The 21,433-nt window shown below is 40.0% G+C and carries 20 protein-coding genes; 7 read left to right on the forward strand and 13 right to left on the reverse strand.

Annotated features, from left to right (window positions below; genetic code table 11):
• Positions 1 to 76 precede the first annotated feature (76 nt).
• The 3 genes from ABDZ53_RS07385 to ABDZ53_RS07395 form a co-directional block, all read right to left on the reverse strand.
• The gene (locus tag ABDZ53_RS07385; protein WP_343755098.1) at positions 77 to 988 is read right to left on the reverse strand and encodes an NADP-dependent oxidoreductase; all 912 of its coding nucleotides are present in this window, start codon (positions 986 to 988) and stop codon (positions 77 to 79) included.
• 85 nt (positions 989 to 1,073) lie between these two features.
• Positions 1,074 to 1,274, reverse strand: coding sequence for a hypothetical protein (locus ABDZ53_RS07390; RefSeq protein WP_343755100.1), 201 nt, complete (start codon positions 1,272 to 1,274; stop codon positions 1,074 to 1,076).
• A gap of 41 nt (positions 1,275 to 1,315) precedes the next feature.
• Positions 1,316 to 1,957, reverse strand: a complete 642-nt coding sequence (locus ABDZ53_RS07395) for a carbonic anhydrase (protein WP_343755102.1) — start codon at positions 1,955 to 1,957, stop codon at positions 1,316 to 1,318.
• A 250-nt stretch (positions 1,958 to 2,207) separates the two neighbouring features.
• Between ABDZ53_RS07395 and ABDZ53_RS07400 the strand changes: the two genes are divergently transcribed.
• A complete protein-coding gene (locus ABDZ53_RS07400) occupies positions 2,208 to 3,044 on the forward strand; it encodes a hypothetical protein (RefSeq protein WP_343755104.1) in 837 nt (278 codons plus the stop codon).
• Between the two features lie 56 nt (positions 3,045 to 3,100).
• On the opposite strand, the gene ABDZ53_RS07405 is transcribed toward ABDZ53_RS07400, so the two are convergent.
• Positions 3,101 to 3,718: an HAD family hydrolase gene (locus ABDZ53_RS07405; protein ID WP_343755106.1), complete on the reverse strand. Its 618-nt coding sequence runs from the start codon at positions 3,716 to 3,718 to the stop codon at positions 3,101 to 3,103.
• A gap of 143 nt (positions 3,719 to 3,861) precedes the next feature.
• Here ABDZ53_RS07405 and ABDZ53_RS07410 point away from each other — a divergent pair, with 143 nt between their 5' ends.
• Positions 3,862 to 4,386, forward strand: a complete 525-nt coding sequence (locus tag ABDZ53_RS07410) for a hypothetical protein (protein ID WP_343755109.1) — start codon at positions 3,862 to 3,864, stop codon at positions 4,384 to 4,386.
• 38 nt (positions 4,387 to 4,424) lie between these two features.
• On the opposite strand, the gene ABDZ53_RS07415 is transcribed toward ABDZ53_RS07410, so the two are convergent.
• From ABDZ53_RS07415 to ABDZ53_RS07430, 4 genes are all read right to left on the reverse strand, one after another.
• Positions 4,425 to 5,261, reverse strand: coding sequence for a ZIP family metal transporter (locus ABDZ53_RS07415; protein WP_343755111.1), 837 nt, complete (start codon positions 5,259 to 5,261; stop codon positions 4,425 to 4,427).
• A 92-nt stretch (positions 5,262 to 5,353) separates the two neighbouring features.
• Positions 5,354 to 6,739, reverse strand: a complete 1,386-nt coding sequence (locus tag ABDZ53_RS07420) for an MATE family efflux transporter (protein WP_343755113.1) — start codon at positions 6,737 to 6,739, stop codon at positions 5,354 to 5,356.
• A gap of 309 nt (positions 6,740 to 7,048) precedes the next feature.
• Positions 7,049 to 7,687, reverse strand: a complete 639-nt coding sequence (locus tag ABDZ53_RS07425) for a DsbA family oxidoreductase (protein WP_343755115.1) — start codon at positions 7,685 to 7,687, stop codon at positions 7,049 to 7,051.
• Between the two features lie 82 nt (positions 7,688 to 7,769).
• Positions 7,770 to 8,150, reverse strand: coding sequence for a RidA family protein (locus ABDZ53_RS07430; RefSeq protein ID WP_343755117.1), 381 nt, complete (start codon positions 8,148 to 8,150; stop codon positions 7,770 to 7,772).
• Between the two features lie 208 nt (positions 8,151 to 8,358).
• On the opposite strand from ABDZ53_RS07430, the gene ABDZ53_RS07435 reads away from it, so the two are divergent.
• Positions 8,359 to 9,720 carry an FAD-binding oxidoreductase gene (locus ABDZ53_RS07435; RefSeq protein ID WP_343755119.1) on the forward strand — a complete coding sequence of 454 codons (1,362 nt, stop codon included), beginning with the start codon at positions 8,359 to 8,361 and terminating at the stop codon, positions 9,718 to 9,720.
• Between the two features lie 101 nt (positions 9,721 to 9,821).
• Here ABDZ53_RS07435 and ABDZ53_RS07440 read toward each other — a convergent pair whose 3' ends face one another.
• From ABDZ53_RS07440 to ABDZ53_RS07450, 3 genes are all read right to left on the reverse strand, one after another.
• The gene (locus ABDZ53_RS07440; RefSeq protein WP_343755121.1) at positions 9,822 to 10,097 is read right to left on the reverse strand and encodes a hypothetical protein; all 276 of its coding nucleotides are present in this window, start codon (positions 10,095 to 10,097) and stop codon (positions 9,822 to 9,824) included.
• Positions 10,098 to 10,128: 31 nt separating this feature from the next.
• Positions 10,129 to 11,304 carry a M20 family metallopeptidase gene (locus ABDZ53_RS07445; RefSeq protein WP_343755123.1) on the reverse strand — a complete coding sequence of 392 codons (1,176 nt, stop codon included), beginning with the start codon at positions 11,302 to 11,304 and terminating at the stop codon, positions 10,129 to 10,131.
• A 181-nt stretch (positions 11,305 to 11,485) separates the two neighbouring features.
• Entirely contained in the window at positions 11,486 to 14,548 is a 3,063-nt protein-coding gene (locus ABDZ53_RS07450) for an AAA family ATPase (protein WP_343755125.1), read from the reverse strand.
• A 288-nt stretch (positions 14,549 to 14,836) separates the two neighbouring features.
• Between ABDZ53_RS07450 and ABDZ53_RS07455 the strand changes: the two genes are divergently transcribed.
• On the forward strand, positions 14,837 to 16,549 hold the full coding sequence (locus ABDZ53_RS07455; protein WP_425541686.1) for a catalase: 1,713 nt from the start codon (positions 14,837 to 14,839) through the stop codon (positions 16,547 to 16,549).
• Between the two features lie 53 nt (positions 16,550 to 16,602).
• On the opposite strand, the gene ABDZ53_RS07460 is transcribed toward ABDZ53_RS07455, so the two are convergent.
• A complete protein-coding gene (locus ABDZ53_RS07460) occupies positions 16,603 to 17,739 on the reverse strand; it encodes an exonuclease SbcCD subunit D (RefSeq protein ID WP_343755127.1) in 1,137 nt (378 codons plus the stop codon).
• Positions 17,740 to 17,889: 150 nt separating this feature from the next.
• On the opposite strand from ABDZ53_RS07460, the gene ABDZ53_RS07465 reads away from it, so the two are divergent.
• The 3 genes from ABDZ53_RS07465 to ABDZ53_RS07475 are packed head-to-tail and all read left to right on the forward strand — an operon-like array spanning position 17,890 to position 19,901.
• Complete coding sequence (locus ABDZ53_RS07465; protein ID WP_343755129.1) at positions 17,890 to 18,528, forward strand: hypothetical protein; 639 nt, start codon at positions 17,890 to 17,892, stop codon at positions 18,526 to 18,528.
• Positions 18,529 to 18,533: 5 nt separating this feature from the next.
• Positions 18,534 to 19,250, forward strand: coding sequence for a cytochrome c biogenesis CcdA family protein (locus ABDZ53_RS07470; RefSeq protein ID WP_343755131.1), 717 nt, complete (start codon positions 18,534 to 18,536; stop codon positions 19,248 to 19,250).
• Between the two features lie 15 nt (positions 19,251 to 19,265).
• The gene (locus ABDZ53_RS07475) at positions 19,266 to 19,901 is read left to right on the forward strand and encodes a TlpA family protein disulfide reductase (protein ID WP_343755133.1); all 636 of its coding nucleotides are present in this window, start codon (positions 19,266 to 19,268) and stop codon (positions 19,899 to 19,901) included.
• Between the two features lie 57 nt (positions 19,902 to 19,958).
• On the opposite strand, the gene ABDZ53_RS07480 is transcribed toward ABDZ53_RS07475, so the two are convergent.
• Positions 19,959 to 21,206: a CinA family nicotinamide mononucleotide deamidase-related protein gene (locus ABDZ53_RS07480; RefSeq protein WP_343755135.1), complete on the reverse strand. Its 1,248-nt coding sequence runs from the start codon at positions 21,204 to 21,206 to the stop codon at positions 19,959 to 19,961.
• Between the last annotated feature and the right edge of the window lie 227 nt (positions 21,207 to 21,433).

Genomic DNA, 21,433 nt, shown 5'->3' on the forward strand with positions numbered 1-21,433 from the left:
CCCAGCCATTTATTTTTTAACATAAATGGCTGGGCTGATTTATTTAGACTGAGTTTTTTCCCAGTCCCTTTATTTATTATTTTGCTTTAATAACTAACTTGCCTCGTGTGTGTCCTGACTGGCTTTGCTTATGGGCTTCTCTTACTCCTTCAACAGTGAAGGGGTATTCTTCAGTGACCACTGGAACGAGTTTGTTTTCGGCTAATAATGTAGTGAGTTCTTTTAATCGTGCACCAGTCGGCTTCATGCTGAACTGTATGCCTTCAATGCCATGTTCTCTTAGTTTTTCTTCGGCAGGTTCCTGGACCAGTGAAACCAATCGGCCGCCTTTTTTTAAGACAGAGTAGCTTTTTTCTAGTGTGTCTCCGCCTATCGTATCGAGTACGAGGTCATAGTCTTTTACTTTTTCTTCAAAGGCTTCGGTTTTGTAGTCAATAAAATGGTCGGCTCCTAGTGATATGACAAATTCTTCATTGCTTTTGCTGGCTGTCGTTGAGACATAGGCACCGAAATGTTTAGCTAGTTGAATGGCTAACGATCCGACGCCCCCAGCCCCCGCATGGATAAGGACATCATCGCCTTCTTTTATTTTTCCTTTGTCCACCAAGGATTCCCAAGCTGTTTGGCCGGCCAGTGGAATGGAGGCAGCTTCTTCGAATGAAATGGTGTCAGGGATGATGCTTGTCACTTCGGCTCTTGCTCGCACATATTCAGCATAGGTTCGAGCGGCGTTAGCGAATACGCGGTCTCCGACTTTCAAGTCCGTCACGTCTGCCCCCACTTCAACGATGACTCCTGCCACATCGCCTCCTAATACCATAGGAAAATCTCCGCCCATGTAGCCTTCTCGTCTCTTCCAGTCGACAGGATTAATCGAAAAGGCGTAGGTTTCTATCAATACTTGATTATCTTTAATTGTGGGTTTATCTAAGGTGACTAGTTTCAAATTTTCTGCTGGTCCGAATGCTTCAATAGCTATGGTTTTCATTTCAGTCTACTTCCTTTCGTATATCCATTCACTAAATGTATGGTAGCATATTCATTTCAAATCGTCGCTATTGAGTACTCAGGCCTTACTTGAATAAATCCCAGAAAGAAAAAGTCGTTTTCTTATATACTTTATTGTAAGCGGCCTTTTTAGGGTTTCGAACCCAGCCCATTCCTTTTTTCCCGTATCCGGGTACAACTTTTCGCTTAACTGAACGTTTGACACGGCCTGTTGTTCGTGCTTTTAGTGACCGTTTTACGCTTGGTTTTCGCATACCGAATTTCATGCAGACACCTCCTGTATAGTGTAGTTTCTTTCACTATTGCGTTAATCCGAATCGAAGGCGTTTGTGTCTATAAATACCTCGCCTGCTTCATCATATACATGAACTTGGCCCGTCCCTATATCATAGTGCCACCCTTCTAATTCAAGATCTCCTTTTTGCACCTTTTCCATAATGGATGGATATTCTTTTAAATGCTTCAATTGTTCGACCACATTCATCTGTTCCATCAATGTGGCTTTCTTTTCTAAATCTTCCTCTGTTATGAGCTTATCAATCTTTTGGCGAACTTCCTCTAAAGGTTTCAAGTAGTCTCGTGTATAAGGTAAATGAGACAATTGATCTGTTCCGGAAAGTGCAGCCGCACACCCTCCGCAGTTGGAATGGCCGCATATGATAATTTCTTTTACCTTTAATACCTCCACCGCATATTCAATGGCTGAGACAGTGGTTAAATCATACTGACTGGATTCAAATGATGGTACCGTATTGGCAATATTTCGAATCTTAAAGACCTCTCCTGGATCACTGTCTGTCAAAATTTCCGGACTGACTCTAGAATCAGAACAGGCAATAAATAATGTGTGGGGACTCTGTCTTCCCTGCAAATCCTGGTACAGTTTTTCATATTTCTTATAGGTGAAGTGTTGAAAATTCAATAATCCCTTTTTTATTTCTTCAATCATGCGTGTCGCCTCCAAAATAATCTACCTTAACTATATCATACTTTTAAATAGATCTTTTTCTTTCTAAAATCTAAAAATTATACAACAGGATGTATGCTGTGTCAAGAGTGAATTTCGCTTTTTCAAAGATGTGTGTTATAATAGTGAAGGAAATGTTAATTGCTAGCAGTCGTACGCATTGTCTATTAATAGATTTTGAGTGCGTTTTTTTGTATCTAACCCGACTATATCATATAAGGAGAAGGATTCAATGGACTTAACTAATCAGAAAATTACACATAAGGTTTTTGGTGAGGGTCATATTGTTAGTCATAATGACACGATATTAACGGTTAAATTTGATAATGATAAGAAAGAATTCGTTTATCCCGATGCCTTTGATAGCTTTATTTCACTTAAAGATCCTGCTGTGGCTCAATCAATGGAAAAAGTTGTCAAACAGTTGAAATCAGAGGAAGAAGAACAATTAAGAGAAGAGAAAGAAGAAAGACGACAAAAGTTAATTATTAAGAAACAAAAACGCAAATTAAAAAATGGTCGCCTTCACGAAAGTTCTCAAGCTGTTTTCTGGTTGGATGAAGAAGAGCAAGAAACCATCTTTTCTGATTGGGAGGTTTCAACTGGAAAAGTTCAAAGCGGAGCGAACAAAGGAACACCAAGCAGAGCCGCTCGTTTACGTCCAAATAGTGCTATTGTCCTTACTGCTAGAGAAGAAGAACAAGAGGAAACAGAAAGGCGGATTCTTGGTCTGTTTATGGTTCCTGAAACATTTTCAGGAAGCACAAACGAAGATGGAGTGATTCCTGCTCATTCTAAATATAGAATCCAATTAACGGATGAGGAAGCAGATAAAATGCTCTTCTGGAATTATTACAAAAACAAAAATTACCCTGAACGCACCACGTGGAATTCCGGTAAATACCGTTACTTTGATAATATATGGGTTGCACAGATGCTGAAAGATATCATTGATATGAGAACAGGCGAAGAACGTGAAGAAGTGGAGAATTTCTTAACCTACTTCTGCCAAGTCAATGCTTTGGATAAAGAATCTATTACGGAAGCAGAAGGCGCTTTAAAATTATAAAGCTTTCAATCATACTAATAAAACTCACTCGGTGTGGCCTGAGTGAGTTTTTTTGACTATAAGTTTAAAATATCTTTCGGTTTTTCAAGAATATAATCTGCATCCACAAACTCTTCTCTCGAACGCGTTCCCCACGATGCCAAGGCAAACTTAACCCCTGCACTCTGAGCACAGTGCATGTCATAAAGAGTATCTCCGATGTAGACGGCATCTCTTGCCTCAGTGTGCATTCGGGTTAAACAAGCCTTCAATGGTTCGGGATCCGGTTTATGCTTTTCAGTGTCATCCGCTGTGATAGCCTGTTCGAAAAGCATATGTATATTATATTCTTGGAATTGCTCAATGTATTCTTCTCTTGTTTTCGAAGTGACAATACCTAGTCGGACTGTTTGTTTAGCCAGTTTGTGTAACACTTTTTCTATTCCATCAAATAACTGCATGTCCTTTGAATAGTCTGAAATCATTCTTTCCGCCCACTCTACTTGTACTTCTTCAGGGTTTTCTATCCCTAATTTTTTTAATGACTCTACACCAGGCAAGCCAAAAGCAAAGGCTAGTTCTTCTTTCGTATATTCTTTTCCCTTTTCAGACAAAACAGCTTGTAAGGCACTGATAGCTGCTTTTTCAGTATCGATTAATGTGCCATCTACATCAAATATAAAAGCTTTGAACATAGTATCACCTCTTTCTTCTGTGTAATCAAATTCTATACTATTTCCGATTTGATAGCTATTAATAGCCTCAGCCAATTGTATACTATCCCATCACTACGGTATGATTTCTTTGATAAAAACCTATTAAAAGGAGTTTAAGCACCATGCCATTATCTCATTTATTTTTGCCTACTCCCTTTTTTTCCAAATCAACACCCCTTACTTTTTCAAACGAAAACAAGCCTTATGTTGTATACGAATATGGTTCATATGGACCAGATCTAACCTATAATTTATATTCCACTCATATTACTCTATTTAAAGACAGCAAAGGAACTGTCTCTACGCCGATTAATACATCTATTGGAATTGACCGAGAAGCTCCGCGTATAGTTAACTTTGAAGTGCCTGCTGAAGATTTAGAAGTATTACAGGTACTAGTTGAAGCAAGTGATTTCTATTCTCTCCCAAAAGATTTGAGCAACGTAGGTTCAATGGATGGAGGCTATACCTTTCTAACCATTTATGCTAAAGGAAAAAAGAAACGGGTAGGGGGCAGTAACCCCTTTGACGAAACATTTAAAAATATTACCGACTATCTTGATCAAATTGTACCCGATAGTGTCTTGCGACAATTTAATGAAGGGATAAGACATTACCAGAGAGAAATGGGTGTCTGTGATGAATAAAAACTCACTCCCGTTAAGAGTGAGTTTTTTGTATGCTGTTATCCCAAAGCAACATCTAGTATCATCATAACGGTGAACCCAATCATTAACCAGATAGCTGCCAAGTCCCTGTTGCCATTTTCCTGAGAACCCGGTATGACTTCTTCAGCTGTCACAAATATCATGGCTCCTGCGGCAAAAGCCAAAGCATACGGAAGCAGCGGCTGAACGAAAGACACTAACCATAATCCAAGTAAAGCCGAAACCGGCTCAACAAAACCTGATAACTGCCCATACCAGAAAGCCTTGCCTCTTGACATCCCTTCACGTCTCAGGGGCATGGATACAGAAGTTCCTTCTGGAAAGTTTTGAAGTCCCATCCCAATTGCCAATGTAACGGCTCCAATCAGTTGAGACATGTCCCCTGTCTGAGCCACCATTCCAAAGGCCACCCCTACCGCAAACCCCTCGGGTATATTGTGAAGGGTGATAGCTAAAACAAGTAAAGTACTTCTACGGTAACTTTCAGGACGAATCCCTTCTGCTCCTCTTTTTCCTGATTCGGATCCCGTTTGATCGAGGGCTGGATGTAAGTGAGGTAACAGCTTATCTACTCCCCACAAGAACAACCCGCCCAGCATAAATCCAACAGCTGCTGGAATCCATGAAGGTACCGGACCATCTTCAGCCATATCAATAGCTGGCTGAAGCAAAGACCAGAAACTCGCTGCAATCATGACTCCCCCTGCAAAGGCAAGCATACCGTCCATCACTTTCTGATTCACTCGCTTTGCCGTAAACACAAGGGAGGCCCCTGCTGCAGTCATTCCCCATGTAAATAATGTCGCTAGCAATGTTTGCATCGTCGGGCTCAACCCCACAAACCAATCCCACATAGATATCTCTTCTTTCATCATGAATTAAATTATATATAATTACTCATTTAGTATATAGGAGGGATAGCATGTATACAATTGATTCCGTTTATCTATCCTGTCTTTTTCGCTTTCTTTGTGTTCCAGAAGTAAATCGCTACAAGTGCCGTCAGCATTTCAAATAGAGGAGCCGATGCCCAAATACCTGTTATTTCAAAGAAGTAGGCCAATACAAGTGTGACCGGAATAACCAATAAAAAGCCGCGTAACAGCGTAATAATCAAAGCGCGTTTCGGTTGGTTGATAGCCGATAAACTGTTAGCGATAAAAATATTCAGACCGATAAAAGGGTAAGCCGCAAAATAAATCATTAAGCCTCTTACGGCAATCTGTGTCAGCTCTGGAATATTATCATTGTTAAATAGACTGACGATAGATTCAGGGAAAAGTAGAATCAGTCCATATAAAAGGAAGGCTAAGAGCAAGGAAGTCACAACACCGTAGCGAAATAAGGTACGCACTTCATTCGATTCACTCTCCCCCTCTTCTCTGCTCTCTCCATAAGTCAAGCTCATTAAAGGCTGCACTCCTTGAGCCAACCCATTAAACAAAGCAGTCAACACAATCGATAAGTTCGCAATGATTCCATATGCCGAAACAGCGATGGTTCCTCTAACGGCTAGAAGTAAACTATTAAATAACAGCAAAATAACACCTAATGAAAGTTCAGATAAAAAAGTAGGGAAACCAAGGCTCAATATTTCTTTTAACTCCTGCTTCTTTTCTGACCAAACGGGATGGTTTCTTAATTCATTTAATCTTAAAAGTGTAAAGGTGTTTTTCCCAGTTGAGAAATGCATACTCATGACGCCGAGACTGATTATTTGAGAGAAAGCTGTAGCCGATGCTGCACCAGCCATTCCCCATCCAAGCGGAAAGATAAAGAGGTAATCCAGCAGAATATTAGAGAAGCTCCCAATAAGCATAGCTTTCATAGCTAAGCCTGGATTCCCATCATTTCGAACAAAACATTGAATAAATAAATTAAACATAAAGAAAGGCGCAAAAGAAAGCATCCACCTGACATATGTAGTGGATAAATTTAATGTACTCCCATCAGCTCCTAGAAAGGCACTTAAAGGGCGTGAGAAAAACAGGCCGATTATGGATAATACTAGAGATAAAAACAACAGGACATAAGCCGCTATACTAAATCGAACATTCACAGTTTGAGTATCTTCCTGAGATTTCGTTAAGGAAAAACGAGTGGCTGCCCCCATCCCTATCATTAAGCCGAGTCCATTCATCACCTGAACGACTGGCAGCACGAGGTTTAATGCAGCTAATCCATCGGCCCCTACCCCGTTTGCTATAAAAAAGGTGTCAGCTAATATAAATAAAGACACACCAAGCATCCCTATCATATTAAGAGAGGCATACTTTACAAAGTTTTTGAACAAACTCGTTGATGATTTTAATTTAACAGTCTGGTTCTCCATTTTTTTCACTCTTTCGTTTCACTTGAGATAGTAGTTAAGACTTTTCGGACACTTATCTCCCTTCAGCTTAAATTATTTTGATAAAGGGAGTTAATGATGGATTTAAACTCCCTTCGATGCTCTCGTCTAGCCCTGAAGGGAGTTAATACCTTTTGAAATATAAAAAACGCCAGGCCCCCACACCTTCTATGACCTAACGGTGTGGAGCCGAGCGTTTATGAAAGTATTACCCGGTGGCAATACTTCAGCTTTACTATTCATTTCATTATAGTATAGCAATTCGTTTCAAAACTGTCTAGAGTATCTCTTTTAGTTTTCTTCAGCCCATACTTTTTCTAAAGTCTGAAGAAACAACTCTTCAGGTTGAGCCCCGGAAACAGCATACTTCCGGTTTATCACGAAAAACGGCACCCCTTGCACGCCCAGCTGTGTGGCTTCCGCCTGATCAGCCCGTACCTCATCTAAATACTTTCCGCTTTCAAGTACTCCGCGAGAGTCTGATTCATCTAAACCAACCTCAGTGGCTAAACGCACGAGAGTATCCTGACTACCAATGAATTCGGACTCCTCAAAGTGAGCTTTCAAAACGCGCTCTGTATAGGCCTCGCCCTTACCTTGAGTGTCTGCGTATTTCATTAAACGATGCGCATCCAATGTATTGGTTTGTTTCATGTTGTCAAAGTTATAATCTAATCCTACTTCCTTTGCACGCAATATAATGCTCTCATTCATTTCTTTTATATTATCTAAAGACATATTTTTCCTTTTAGCTAATTCTTCTTCAAAATGAACAGATTCATCACTGACAGAAGTGGGATCAAGTTCATAACTTTTAAAGGTGACTTCCACGTCGTCACTGTGCTCAAATTTCTCCAGTGCATTTTCTAAAATGCGTTTTCCGACATAACAAAAGGGACAGACAAAATCTGACCATACTTCAATTTTCAAAACAGCACCTCATCCTTATAAATAGTAAGTATTCTATTTAATAGTAACGGTTCTTCTGTCTAAAAGCAATTCAACTGGGGACCTATTTCCCTGCAATCACTTCAATTTCAACTAAAGCATCGCTAGGTAAATTAGCAACTTCATAGGCTGCACGAGCTGGATAAGGCTCTTGAAAGAATTCTGCGTATACTTCGTTCATTTCTGAGAAATTCCCTATATCTGATAATAAGACCGTGACTTTCAGCACATGAGATAGGTCTAGTCCGTGTTCTTTCAAAATATACTGAACATTCTTGAGGGATTGTTCTGTTTGGCCTTTGATTGTTGTGGCCGTTATTTTCCCTTCTTTTGCATCAATAGGTAATTGACCCGAAACATAAACCGTGTCTCCATGAACGACAGCTTGAGAATACGGTCCGATAGCTTGTGGGGCTTGAGCTGATTCTATAATTTTCTTTGACATAAGTAAAAACTCCTTTATTTTTTGTAATTTAATCATATAGGCTTACATTCTCAAAAGCAATATTTAGAAATGTTTCAGCATGTGAAATTAAGTTACTTAAATACTTAAAAGAATAGACAAAAAGCTTTTTCAGCGATATGATGAAAGCGTTAAGAAAAGACTGAATATGTGAAGTATTCTGTATACTAGAACGATTTGGAGGGTATTTATGTTAACTATTAAAGAGATTATTCAAGATTCTGACCGGTTATTTTTGGGAAAGGATGTCCCCAGTCAATACTTGGAAGACCCTTATGTGAAAGACATTCCACCTATTTACGGCGTTGCCCTACCGCAAACACACGAAGAAGTGGTGGCATTAGTTCAATTTGCTAAACAAGAAAACTTAGTTATTCTAGCTAGAGGAGCTGGAACAGGTGTGGCTGGTTCTCAAGTTCCTATCCAAGGAAATGAATTGATTATTGATGTGCATCTTATGAATCAGATTGGTGAACTAGATGAAGAGACGTTAACTCTTACAGTTGAACCTGGTGTACTAGTTGGAGATATTCATGACTATGTAGAGAAAAAAGGCTACTTCTATCCCCCTGATCCTGCTTCTAAACATTCCTCTATTGGGGGCAATGTAGCGACGAATGCAGGTGGTTTAAGAGCTGTTAAATACGGTACGACTCGGGATTACGTCCGTGAAATGACGGTTGTTTTACCCAGTGGAGAAGATATGACTCTTGGCAGCATGAACATTAAAAGCAGTTCCGGCTATGACTTGAAAGATTTATTCATTGGTTCTGAAGGTACGTTAGGCATTACCACTCAAATAAAGTTAAAATTGATTCCCTTGCCAAGAGCGAGTACTTCCATTTTACTTGCCTTTGAAGATGTAGGAAAAGCAACAGATGGAGCACTGGCTATCTTAGCTAGCGGGGCTGACCCTTCTGGAATTGAATTGTTTGAAAAAGAAGCCCTTTATTACGCTGAACAACACTTAGGGTACCCTCTTCAAACACAAGCAGGAGAAGCTTACTTGCTGATGACTTTAGACGGAAATGATTCTAAGGAATTAGAAGGACGGGCGGGCTCAGTCAAAGCAGCGACGAACAATTTAGCCCTTGAGACTCATGTTTTGTCAGAAGAGGAAGCCGAAAAAGCTTGGGCTTTACGAGATGCTATATTAATCGGTCTCATGGCTTTTACCCAGTATGAGATGTTGGATGAAGTCGTTCCCATTAATCAATTTGCAGAGTTAGTTCGGTACACCAAAGCACTGCAAGATAAACACGGTCTTGGTGTCATTAACTTTGGGCATTCAGGAGACGGAAATGTACACACTGTATTAATGAAAGGCGAATTAAGCGAGGAAGAATGGCTAGAAAAGCGGTCTCATTTACTAGATGATTTATATCAGAAAGTGCAAGAACTAGGTGGCCTGCCTTCAGCCGAACACGGTATTGGTATAGTGAAGAAAAAGTATTTAGAAAAAATGACAGTTCCTGTCAACCTATACTATATGCGTAAAATAAAAGCCGTATTTGATCCGGATAATCGATTGAATCCAGGCAAGTTATTCTAAAACCATATGAAGAAAGAGGCAGAAAATTCTGCCTCTTTTTATTGACTCATTATGAATATAGGAGTTTCGATAAATGAGGTAGATTTCTCTACCTCATTCCTTTAGTCATTTTCAATAGTCCTTTTTATTCTCTCGATTGTAGCTAACCTTTCTAAATCTCCCATCCCTATCAATTTTCCCCATTGATATTCCAGATCTTCAAGTTCATCAATCGTAATATCCGACCTGATGATTTCTTCCCGTTCATCAATAAATAAAGCACTGTAACCTTCTCGAAATTCACGACGATTGACAACATCATATCCTATTATTCCAAACAGGAGAACGAGTGAGAAAACAGCAATATAAGAATGAAGTCTATTCTTTTTGATAAGCATGCTCCTTTATACTAATTCAAACGAAATCATACTAGACTTGCTCAGCAAACTCTTTTTTTACTTGTTTTAATAACTCCGTGTCCTGAATTAAGTCCAAGGCTGTTAAAGTGAGTCCTTCTATTGTTTTTTCCATCGCTTCATACGCTTCTTCTGTTTTAGTGCAGTCTCTAAACTCTACCGTATGAGCAGAGATGGCTTTCCCATTCGTGATTTCAAAGTAAGGATTGATTGCCGGAACGACCTGACTGACATTCCCCATATCCATCGATCCCATGGAATCCCGCTCATCCACTAACATCTCAATGCCTAACTCTTTCATATTATCGTTATAACGCTTGGATAAGGTTTCGTTTGTAATCATATTCTTATAACCTGTTTCGTAATACTCCCATTCCATGCGGCATCCTGCGGCCAAGGCACCGGCTTCAGCGCAGCGAATCACTTTTTCACGCAACTCATTCAAGTAAGGCATATCCATGGCACGGACATAAAACTCAGCTCGGGCAAACTCAGGGATAATATTTGCGGCTTCTCCTCCGTGAGTAATGACGCCATGAACACGAGCTGTCGGATGGATTTGCTGGCGAAGGGAATTAATACTATTGAAGGTATTCAAGCACCCGTCAAGGGCGTTAATACCTTCGAAAGGCGCAGCCGCTGCATGAGCCGTTTTCCCATAGAAGTTAAAAGCAATAGCTTCCATAGCCATAGATGTCCCACTCGCGTAATACCCGTCAGATGGATGCGTACAAAAAGCAATATCCACCTGATCAAAGGTTCCAGCATCCGCCATTGTGACCTTGTCTCCGTTTGTTTCTTCAGCCGGCGTACCTAAAACAACCACCGTTCCTCCTACTTCATCCACTAGTTTAGATAAAACAAGCCCCGCTCCCGTATCTGTAGCACCCAACAAATTGTGCCCACATCCATGCCCAATACCAGGAAGCGCATCATACTCAGATAAATACGCAATAGTAGGCCCGTCAGTCTTTCCTTTATAGACGGCCTTAAAGGCTGTGTCGATGCCAAGGTAAGGGTACTCCACTTCAAAGCCATGCTTTTCAAGTAACGCCACATGAGCTTGAGAGGATAAATATTCTTCGTGACCCAATTCCGGGTTGGCGTAAATGTACTCACTTAACTCTTGTAATTCGGGTCTAACCTCTTTAATTGTTTCTAGTATCATTGCTTTCCACTGTTTTGTCATTTGGCTCTTCCTTCTATCTCTATTGAATTTTTGTTTCTACCAACTCGTTATAGTCTAAGGGTTCGAGTGGGCACTATAAGGCACCTATTCTGCCCACTCAATACAGCAAAACCATCTGAGTGGGCACTATGGGGCAGGTAGTCTACCCACTCATTGGATTTTTTTCACTGAGTAGTCACTATTACCCTGTTCTGACATAGGCTCGACTTCCGGCTGATGTTTTTTCTACGACAATATGAGACGGAATACGGGTTTTCAGCTCATCCACATGGGAAATAATCCCGACCATGCGCCCATTTTTGTGTAGTTCGAGTAAGGTTTGAATAGCCATATCGAGTGAATCAGAATCCAAGGTTCCAAACCCTTCATCAATAAATAACGTATCTACTCTGACCCCTCCGCTTTGGCTTTGAATCACGTCGCTTAGTCCTAAAGCCAAGGCTAAAGAGGCTTTAAAGGTTTCTCCTCCTGATAAGGTCTGCACGCCTCGAAGTTTTCCGGTGTAATGATCGAAAACATTCATATCCAAGCCTTGAGGTCCGGCTCCTTTTGCTTTTTCAATTTTGCGATGTAAAGCAAAGCGGTTATTCGTCATGTGAGTTAACCTCGCGTTGGCAGCTTGAAGGATTTCTTCGAAGTATATCCCCAGCACATACCGTTCAAAGGAAACATAATCCGTTTCTTTAGAACCGGATGCCATACGGGATAATTCTCCATAGACCTGGTAGTCTTTTTCAATTTTTTCACTTTCTTCTTTAAACTGAGCAATGGATGCTTCTGCTTCCTTATTCTGGCTCGACACCCTGACTAACCGGTCTCTTAACTCTTCTTTTTGAGGCATGATTTCTTTTATAGCTTCTAACCTTTGATCGTGCTCGTCTATGGATAAGACTTCTTTTTCCTTCTCTAAAAAGGCTGTGGTTTCATGCAGGCGAGACGTATGAACCGCTCTTTTTTCTTTATAATCTGCGATTTCATCTTTCATAGACACGACTTTTTCATCTGTTAAAAGGGCTGATTCATATTTCTCATCTAAATCACTTTCTGCCATTACTTGGGTGAAAGACTCTTTTTTAGAAGTCAGTTTTTCCTTTAATGCTTCAATCTGTTCTTCCGTCATCTCTATTTCTTTTAAAGTAGAAGACAATTGAGTTTCTGTTTTTCGAATAGCCTTTTGATTGTCGGAGAGTTTAGTCTCTACTTCTTTAATGTGATCCTCATGGGCTTTGATTTGTTTATTTATCGCTTCTTCTGTTTCATAGTTTAATTGTGCTTCCAGCTCAACGCATTCTACTTCCACTTCTTCCAGTCTGCTTTCCAGCTGTTTCAAGTGGGACTGGTTATCTTGAAGTAAAAGAGACAGTTCGCGTTCCTCTTTTTGATCCGCTTCAAGTTTTTCTTTATAAACCGTTTCTTCTTCTAATTGTTTCTCATGTTCAGCCAATTCTTTTTCAAGTTGAGAAAGAACTTGATTGACACCTTCAAGCTCTTCATGTGTTTCATCATAGGCTTTGGAGGCTTCTTCAGACTCGACATCGAATGTCTGACATAATTTTGTGGCTTCATCTGATAAATGCTCGAGACGCAGGCCAAGCTGGTTATAGTCATTTTCTAGACGGTTCTTTTGGCTTTCAAGCGCATCGACCTGTTCTTTGGTCACATCTTCTTCCGTTGCGTGCGCTTTTTTGGGATGGTCTGTTGAACCACATACCGGACACTCTTTGTCGTTTTCCAGTTCTCCGGCCAATACAACAGCTAAATTACTGAAGTAGCTCGTTTTGGCTGTCTGCCATTCCTCTCGCACGTCAGAAAGCTGATGATTCACTTTTGAAAAGTCTTCTTTAACCTCTGCTCCTTTATCCCGAAGGGCACAGAGTTCTTTTAAGCCGTCCAATCGTTTCCTCAGTTCTGCTCGCTCTTCTTTTTTCTCATTAATCGCTTTTAACTGTTTCGGCAGGTTCGTTTTGAGGGCATTCAAAGCCTCCAGCTGTGTCCGGCACGTTTGAATCTCTTGAGATAGTTTTTCCAAACTAGCCTCTAGCTTTTGTCTGGATTCTTTATTCGCGACGTGCTGCTGTTTTAAGCTTTGAATAAATTCTTTCTTCTCTTTTAAAGCCGCCATCTGTTTCTGTTCTTCTTTTAATTGCTGTATAGCTTGCCGTACGTCATCTAATTGACTGACTTCTTCTTGAATGTCTTTTAGGGCTGTTTCTAAAGAGGTAAGATCTTTTTCGGATTCCTTTTTCAAACCGACTAAACGAATAAGCCTGGCTTCTTTATCCTCTTTCTCTTTTTTCGTCTCAGCGATTTCATTATGCGCTTCAGCCAGTTTGACGGCTTGATCGTGCCACTGGAGGTGTTCCTCATAACTTTTGACTGTCTTTGCTAACTCGTCTAATGCCTCCTTTTCCTTATCCAGCTCTTCTTTGCGAGTCAGCATGTCCAGGATTTTATCTTGTTTGATTTTCTCTTCCTGGTCATTCACCAATTCTTTTCTGACTTTTTCTAATTCTGTTTCTTCTTTTTCAATAAGCTCCCTTAGCTCGATAAGAACCGTTCCTGTATCCATCTGTTCAATCGCTTTTTCCAACGCTTCATTGCCTTCTGTTTCAATCCGTGAATAAGCGTGTTCTAAGGACAGAGCATACTGTTCTCTTTGTTTAGCTAAGTCTCGCGCTTTTTCTTTTAATCGGGTTTCGACTGACTGGAAAATATCCGTTTGGAATATATTTCGAAAAATCGTCTCTTTTTCCCGACTGTCCGATTCCAGCATTTTTTTGAAAGCCCCTTGTGGCAGCATCACAATTTGGCGGAACTGATCATACGTTAAGCCAATCAGTTCTTCTATTTTTTCATTCGCTTCTTTCTGCTTAGTGAGGACTTCTCCGTTGTAACGAAACTCTACATTGGATTGAATCTGTTTCGTTTTCGTTCGTTTACCAGGTCCCGTTTGGGTCGGCTCTCTATGTATAAAGTACCGTTCTTTTCCGAGTTCGAATTCTAATTCCACATAACATAAGTCCGTGTCTTTTGAGAAATCAGATTTAAAGGTATCCTTTTCTCGGGTATCGCCACTGCCTCCGTCAAACAAGGCATAGGCGATTGCGTCAAATACCGTTGTTTTTCCAGCTCCCGTTGGTCCGCTCACTAAAAAAAGAGAGGATTGGGTGAATTGAGTGAAATCTATTTCCACTTTCTCTTTATACGGTCCAAAGGCATTCATAACTAATTTTAAAGGGCGCATGTATTGATCTCCTTTTCAGTCCATTTCGAGTTAGTTTATTATAACGTGTTTCAAATAGGTATGACAATATAGGTTCGATAATAACAATTATTAATTGGTACTTAATTTAAAATGAGTACACTATTTGAATTGTTCATTCAAGGCTTTATTTTGTGTTAAAAATATGCTACTGTTGAAGTTGGATGTTAAAAATAATTTTGATTAAGCCATTCTTATTGATAATGCTTATACATAATTGAGAATAGCACATCCAAATTATTTTTATTATTATAAGGAGGATATTCATTTATGAAAAACCCTATGGAAAAAAACGGTTTGACTTCATTAGAAGAAAGCCGTAACCAAAGAGTAGGCGACAAGACTCGCGAAATGCATGCAAATAATGGAGCCCCTGTCGTAGATGATGAAGCAAACATAACTGCTGGTCAAAGAGGACCAACTTTACTACAAGATCACTGGTTGCTTGAGAAGAATGCTCACTTTAACCGTGAAGTCATTCCTGAGCGTCGTATGCACGCCAAAGGTTCTGGTGCATTCGGTACATTTACAGTGACCAACGACATCACTAAATACACGCAAGCCAAAATCTTTTCTGAGGTTGGCAAACAAACTGAAATGTTTGCCCGTTTCTCAACTGTTGCCGGTGAACGTGGTGCAGCTGACGCTGAGCGTGATATTCGTGGATTTGCCCTTAAATTCTATACGGAAGAAGGGAACTGGGACTTAGCTGGTAATAATACACCTGTCTTTTTCCACAGAGATCCTAAACACTTTATCGATTTAAACCGTGCGGTTAAACGTGACCCTCGTACGAATATGAGAAGTGCAAACACAAACTGGGATTTCTGGACATCATTACCGGAAGCTCTACACCAAGTCACTGTTGTTATGAGTGACCGCGGTGTGCCTTCTTCTTACCGTTTCATGCACGGATCAAGCTCACACGCGTACAGCTTAATTAACGCTGAAGGCGAACGTGTATGGGTTAAATTCTACCATAGATCTCAACAAGGGATTCAAAACTTAACAGACCAGGAAGCTGAAATGGTTATTGCTCAAGATCGCGAATCACACCAGCGTGATTTATATAATGCGATTGAGCAAGGCGAATACCCTAAATGGAAAATGTACATTCAAGTGATGACGGAAGAAGAAGCGAAAAACTTGGATTACAACCCATTTGACTTAACTAAAGCTTGGTATAAAGAAGACTTCCCATTGATTGAAGTCGGAGAATTTGAATTAAACCGTAACCCGGATAACTATCATGCAGATGTAGAGCAAGCGGCTTTCACGCCTGCAAACTTAGTACCAGGTATTGGTTTATCACCAGACCGTATGTTGCAGGCTCGTGTCTTTGCTTATGGCGACGCTGCACGTTACCGTTTAGGTGTCAACCACTACCAAATTCCGGTTAACTACCCTCGTGGGGTACAAAACTTTCACACGAACCACCGTGATGGCGCTATGCGTGTGGACGGTAACGGAGGAAGTGAAAACTCTGTAGCGACTAACTCTTACGGAAACTGGACAGACCGTCGTGACTTAAAAGAATCCATGCTTGAAGGTGGAGACATTGGGTATCACGACTTCCGTGAAGACGACAGCGACTACTACACTCAACCAGGTAAATTATTCCGTCGTATGACTAAAGAACAACAACTCGTTCTTTTCGAAAATACAGCACGCAATATGGGTGACAGTACGTTACAAATTAAACACCGTCATATTAACAACTGCTACCAGGCAGACCCTGAGTACGGAAAAGGAGTAGCCGATGCTTTAGGCATTGATATCAACTCAGTAGACTTGACACCAACACCTCGTAATTCGCGTAAAGCTAACGAAGAAGCGAATGCTCGTGGATTCGAAGACTTAAACGTCGTTACAGAACCGGCTCATCCAGAAACATCAAGAGACTTAGGACCTGAAGGACGCGATACAAACTATCCTGATCCTAAATCTGTTATTGATCCAATGGAAGACCCTTATTTCTTATAAGAAAACTAGTGAAAAAGACTTATCTCAGGATAAGTCTTTTTCTTATGTTCTTATTAAATGTCCTCTTCTTTTTGAACGTCTTCCCATATTCCGTTTACGACAGCTCTGCGCTCATCATCCAGTGGGGTGTCTTTGTACTCGCTATAAAATTCCTCAAACAGCTCGACCATATTTTTCTTTTCTATAGCGCGCTGTTTATCAATTGTTCCTGCTTGTTCGGTTTCTTTTTGAGCTACATACTCCAACCCCATTGCGTAAGGGTAGCGTCTGCGTAACTGATTCATCGCATCCATAACATAATGCGTATCTTCTAGTTCAAAAAAGACGTAATCGTCAGACTCTCCTTGCATGATGTCCTTGAAGTGTCCTCTCATTGTTTTCATGTTTCTCAAAGGCTCAGTCTCTATAAAGTCAACCCGTAACCGATCTTTTTCTAAATCAACTAAAAGATGCTGTTTCTTATGATTCACTTCTGATTTCGAGTACTTCAAAGGAGAGCCGCTATACCTTACTTTGTCATATTTTACTTTCTGTGCTTTATGCAGATGACCCAATGCCACATAATCAAAAGCTTCAAATACATCCACATCCACATATTCTGCTGTTCCAATACTTAACGGGCGTTCAGATTCCGATTCTTCAAGGGAGTCTTTTCCACCGTTCACAACATACCCATGGGCAATCAATACATTCACTTCATCCGTATCCATCTCATTGATGATAGTCTTGACCTGTTCTCTTACTGCATCCTGCAAATCTCTTATCTCCTCGTTTTCAAGCACATGCCTTATAGTGACATGATCGGCAAAAGGCAGAAGATAAAAGTTGACGCCTTTAATCGTAACCTTTCGAACAGACTCTTTAACGGTTCCTTCGATAAAAAGGTCACTGGAAGCCAGTAATTCTGACCCATATTCTAACCGTTCATTACTGTCGTGATTTCCGGCAATAACTAAAACTGGAATCCCAGCTTCCTTTATCAGTCGATTAAAGAGTTCTGTCGCTAAAACCACCGCTTCTTTTGGAGGAATCGCTCTATCATATAAATCGCCCGCCATAATCAAGGCATCCACTTCAAGCTCTTTTATCTTATCGACGAGTTGATGTAAAACATGAATCTGGTCTTCCAACATCGAAAACTCATTGACTATTTTCCCAATATGCCAGTCGGCTGTATGTAAAAATTTCATCATAGTCCTCCTTGTTAACTTCCTATAACATCTCTTTTGATTTTTTGACCCATTTGACTATAGAATTAAAAAGCTGTACTATATTCCTAAGTACCCCCTAGGGTATATTGTAACAATATGATATACCATTGATTTAAAGGAGTGTCATTATTGACAGATATCATGGCTAATCCATTTTTCACGCCTATTCTTACGCTTGTCTTAAGTATGACTTTCTGGTTCGTTTTTTCAGACGGTTCAACTCATGAAAAGAAAGCTTTGTTGTCCACTTTTTCAGATGTTGTTTTTTATTTTGTTCTCTTGTTATTTGGAACAAACCTCATTTTGAACTTTAACGATGTGCTGGCAACCCCTTATCGTATCTTGCTTTTTTCGTCTAATGTTGTATGGATCGCAACCTTTTTCATTATACTATGGGGAGTTAAGAAGTATGGTGACAAACTTTGGAACCACCCAGACAAAGCTAGAAACATCGGCTTACTCTTTGCTTTTATTGGTTTGATTAACCATCTCTCCTTGTATTATACTTATTCAAACGTGCAGGCTGTTTTATTTATTCTTTTATATATAGTCATTATCATAGGGTTGTCCAGTACACCTTTCTTAAAACGGATGAATCCTCTGTTCGTACTGTTCATCATTGGCTTCATTCATTTAATCATAACTTATGGCCAATCGGTTATCTATTTAAATTTTGTGTTTTATCCTATTCCGCTGTTTGCTTTATTTATCCTGTTAACAAGCTTACTTTATTATAAAAGGAGGAACCTGTCATCGGAACAGAAATAACTGCATTGGCTGCATTGAGTGCCGGAGCGATTTCTTTTTTGTCGCCTTGTACCTTGCCTCTTTTACCTCTATACCTTTCTTATATTACAGGAAAAAGTGTAAAAGAAGTAACTGAAAATTCATCGAAAGCCTTTAAAAAAAATGTATTGCTCCATTCTATCTTCTTTATCATTGGAGTCTCCACCGTCTATATCAGCCTGGGACTAAGCGTTAGTTATTTAGGAAGTTTCTTTACCCAGTTAATGACTGGATCAACCAGTACCTTCCTCCAACGGATAGCTGGACTTTTTATCATTATTCTTGGTTTGGTAACGACCGGTTGGCTTCAAATTCCTTCTTTGTTAAAAGATACTAGAAAATTGAAAATGAGGCAAACCACTAGCTATTTATCTAGCTTTCTTATAGGTCTTGGATTTGCAGCTGGGTGGACCCCTTGTATAGGACCTATTTTTTCATCCATACTATTAATGGGGATATCTACTGGTTCTCCTCCTGCTTTATATTTGACTCTATATATTATAGGCTTTACTGTTCCATTTTTGCTTGTTTCACTTTACATTGGAAAAATGGACAAAATACTTTCTCACAGCCAAAAAATCATGAAGTTCGGCGGAGTATTAATTATTCTCATGGGTATCTTACTGGCAACTGGCATGCTGGAGCGATTTTCTGAAATTCTCGCTCAATGGCTAGAAGGAACACCGTTTGAATTATTAGGTTAAAAAGGAGTGCAGATTATGTTAAAAAAAGGGTTATGGGTTTTACTGGCTCTGGTGTTTGTCTTCATCATTGGTGACTTTGTTATTGGACTGAATGAAGAAGAGACCGTTCGTGAACAAGCCTCTACTACTACCCCTGTTGAAATCGAAGAATCATTTGAAGAGGACAATATAGACCCAGATACTAATGACACTGATGAATCAGTGGCTAGTCAAGGGAGCATGATGCAGTACGGAATCAGTCCAGGCAATATAGCCTACGACTTTGAGCTACAGGACATGGAAGGAAACATTGTGCAATTATCCGACTTCAGAGGTCAGAAAGTTTTCTTAAACTTTTGGGCCAGCTGGTGTCCGCCATGTCGTGTAGAGATGCCTCATTTACAGGAGTTTTATGAAGAACAAGTGGACGTCGTTGTTCTGGGTGTGAATGTCACATCTTCAGAAAGTAATATTGCCAATGTGGCTTCTTTCATGGATGAATTGAATTTAACTTTCCCAAATGTGTATGGGACAGATGACATTGCCACCCTCTATTCAATTGAATCTCTCCCTACTTCTTACTTTATTGATAGTAAAGGATTAATAAGTGAGCGAGTAGTTGGACCGGTAACAAAAGATATTTTACAGGCTCGCTTTTCTCTTATTGATTAATACAAGCAGTGATACAGCATAACCCCTTCTCATTTATGAAAAGGGGTTTTTACATACTCATATTGACTGTTTCAGGCACTGATTCATAAAGGCAAAGGCCTCATTTTTAGCAATCACACGCAATACTTCAAGCGGCCGCTCAGTTAAAGGGTAGTCCTTCATCTGGGTTTCTTTTCCTTTTTCAGCATAAGCGATAAGCAATGTACCAGAAGCGAGATTTTGGTTTTCATTATAGTCTACATTACCCATGACACTCAGCGCACTATTAGTATTAAATTTCTCCAAGCTTTTTTCAGCAAGTTCTTTAACTTTTTGTTCATTTACAGTTTCTATAGATAAGTCTAACACTTTATGATTGCTGTTGTTCGTGTAAGCAATCAGTCCTCCGGAAAATACAGATGAAACCCCTGATATCTTAGTTAAAGAGCCCATCACTTCTCCTCCCGTAAAGCCTTCTATCACACTGAGTGTTTGCTGTCTTTCTTTTAGTTGTTCGACAACAAACGCTTCAATGGTTTGATCCTCTCCGTAACCTATAAAGTAAGGCCCGACCAAATCGAGTACCTTTTTGGCTAGAGCTTTGTTTAAGGATAGAGCTGTTTTAGAGTCGGGTGCATTAGCTGTTAAACGAACAGTAACCTGTCTCGGTTTGGCATATATAGCTACAGTCGGATTCGTCTGATTCTCAATTAAATCATCTAGCAGTTCCGCTACTCTTGACTCACCCAAACCATACAAATTCATGTAAAGGGACTCAATGACACCATTATTCTGCACGTGTTCCATGAGATACGGTTTGAGGTAATGCTTTAGCATATGTGTCATTTCAGAAGGAGGGCCCGGCAGAAGAATAAAGTACTGGGAGTCCATCCCTTCTCTTTTGCGTTCATAAGCTGTTCCGCAAGCGAGACCCACTTCATTAAAGAAAGTCGTCCCGTTTTTCAATGTGTGAGCCTGACGGTACATATTATCAGGCAGCGTATCGTATTTGTCGCTATAGTAACCTGTGATTTTATCTAATTGCTTGGGATCTAAAATAATCTCGTCCCCTACGAATTCAGCGACCACTTCTTTTGTAATATCATCCTTAGTCGGGCCTAAGCCACCGGATAGAATGATAATATCGGATCGTTTAGTAGCTAATTCGATAGAATCGCGTAAACGTTTTGGATTATCTCCGACAATTTGCCTATAGTAAATCCCCATCCCCATCCCAAGTAATTCTTTCGCAATGGTACTGGAGTTCGTATCTACGACATAACCCATTAATAATTCCGTTCCAATAGAGATGACTTCCGTTTTCATAGCATCGAATCCTTTCTATTCTTCTCCTCTTTATTATATAGGAATCTCACTGAATATGGAAAAAGAGAAAGGGCGTATGTATTAAAAATGTGAAATCTTTTTGATTCTCTTTTAAATGAGTTAGTTACTACTTAAGACTACTAAGTTATTTTAAAGTGGGGACTGGGAAATAACTAGTCCAAAATAAATAAATCGCAATGAAATCAGTCATTTTTCCGACGATTTCA

This window comes from Alkalibacterium iburiense (genome assembly GCF_039521845.1).
GTDB lineage: Bacteria > Bacillota > Bacilli > Lactobacillales > Carnobacteriaceae_A > Alkalibacterium > Alkalibacterium iburiense.

Excerpts from the sequence above, each read along its gene's own strand:
- ABDZ53_RS07390 (WP_343755100.1), bottom strand. The coding sequence starts at position 1,274 with ATGAAATTCGGTATGCGAAAACCAAGCGTAAAACGGTCACTAAAAGCA.
- ABDZ53_RS07410 (WP_343755109.1), top strand. The coding sequence starts at position 3,862 with ATGCCATTATCTCATTTATTTTTGCCTACTCCCTTTTTTTCCAAATCA.
- ABDZ53_RS07395 (WP_343755102.1), bottom strand. The coding sequence starts at position 1,957 with ATGATTGAAGAAATAAAAAAGGGATTATTGAATTTTCAACACTTCACC.
- ABDZ53_RS07445 (WP_343755123.1), bottom strand. The coding sequence starts at position 11,304 with ATGACAAAACAGTGGAAAGCAATGATACTAGAAACAATTAAAGAGGTT.
- ABDZ53_RS07420 (WP_343755113.1), bottom strand. The coding sequence starts at position 6,739 with ATGGAGAACCAGACTGTTAAATTAAAATCATCAACGAGTTTGTTCAAA.
- ABDZ53_RS07450 (WP_343755125.1), bottom strand. The coding sequence starts at position 14,548 with ATGCGCCCTTTAAAATTAGTTATGAATGCCTTTGGACCGTATAAAGAG.
- ABDZ53_RS07415 (WP_343755111.1), bottom strand. The coding sequence starts at position 5,261 with ATGTGGGATTGGTTTGTGGGGTTGAGCCCGACGATGCAAACATTGCTA.
- ABDZ53_RS07475 (WP_343755133.1), top strand. The coding sequence starts at position 19,266 with ATGTTAAAAAAAGGGTTATGGGTTTTACTGGCTCTGGTGTTTGTCTTC.
- ABDZ53_RS07460 (WP_343755127.1), bottom strand. The coding sequence starts at position 17,739 with ATGAAATTTTTACATACAGCCGACTGGCATATTGGGAAAATAGTCAAT.
- ABDZ53_RS07455 (WP_425541686.1), top strand. The coding sequence starts at position 14,837 with ATGAAAAACCCTATGGAAAAAAACGGTTTGACTTCATTAGAAGAAAGC.
- ABDZ53_RS07430 (WP_343755117.1), bottom strand. The coding sequence starts at position 8,150 with ATGTCAAAGAAAATTATAGAATCAGCTCAAGCCCCACAAGCTATCGGA.
- ABDZ53_RS07400 (WP_343755104.1), top strand. The coding sequence starts at position 2,208 with ATGGACTTAACTAATCAGAAAATTACACATAAGGTTTTTGGTGAGGGT.
- ABDZ53_RS07405 (WP_343755106.1), bottom strand. The coding sequence starts at position 3,718 with ATGTTCAAAGCTTTTATATTTGATGTAGATGGCACATTAATCGATACT.
- ABDZ53_RS07385 (WP_343755098.1), bottom strand. The coding sequence starts at position 988 with ATGAAAACCATAGCTATTGAAGCATTCGGACCAGCAGAAAATTTGAAA.
- ABDZ53_RS07435 (WP_343755119.1), top strand. The coding sequence starts at position 8,359 with ATGTTAACTATTAAAGAGATTATTCAAGATTCTGACCGGTTATTTTTG.
- ABDZ53_RS07480 (WP_343755135.1), bottom strand. The coding sequence starts at position 21,206 with ATGAAAACGGAAGTCATCTCTATTGGAACGGAATTATTAATGGGTTAT.
- ABDZ53_RS07440 (WP_343755121.1), bottom strand. The coding sequence starts at position 10,097 with ATGCTTATCAAAAAGAATAGACTTCATTCTTATATTGCTGTTTTCTCA.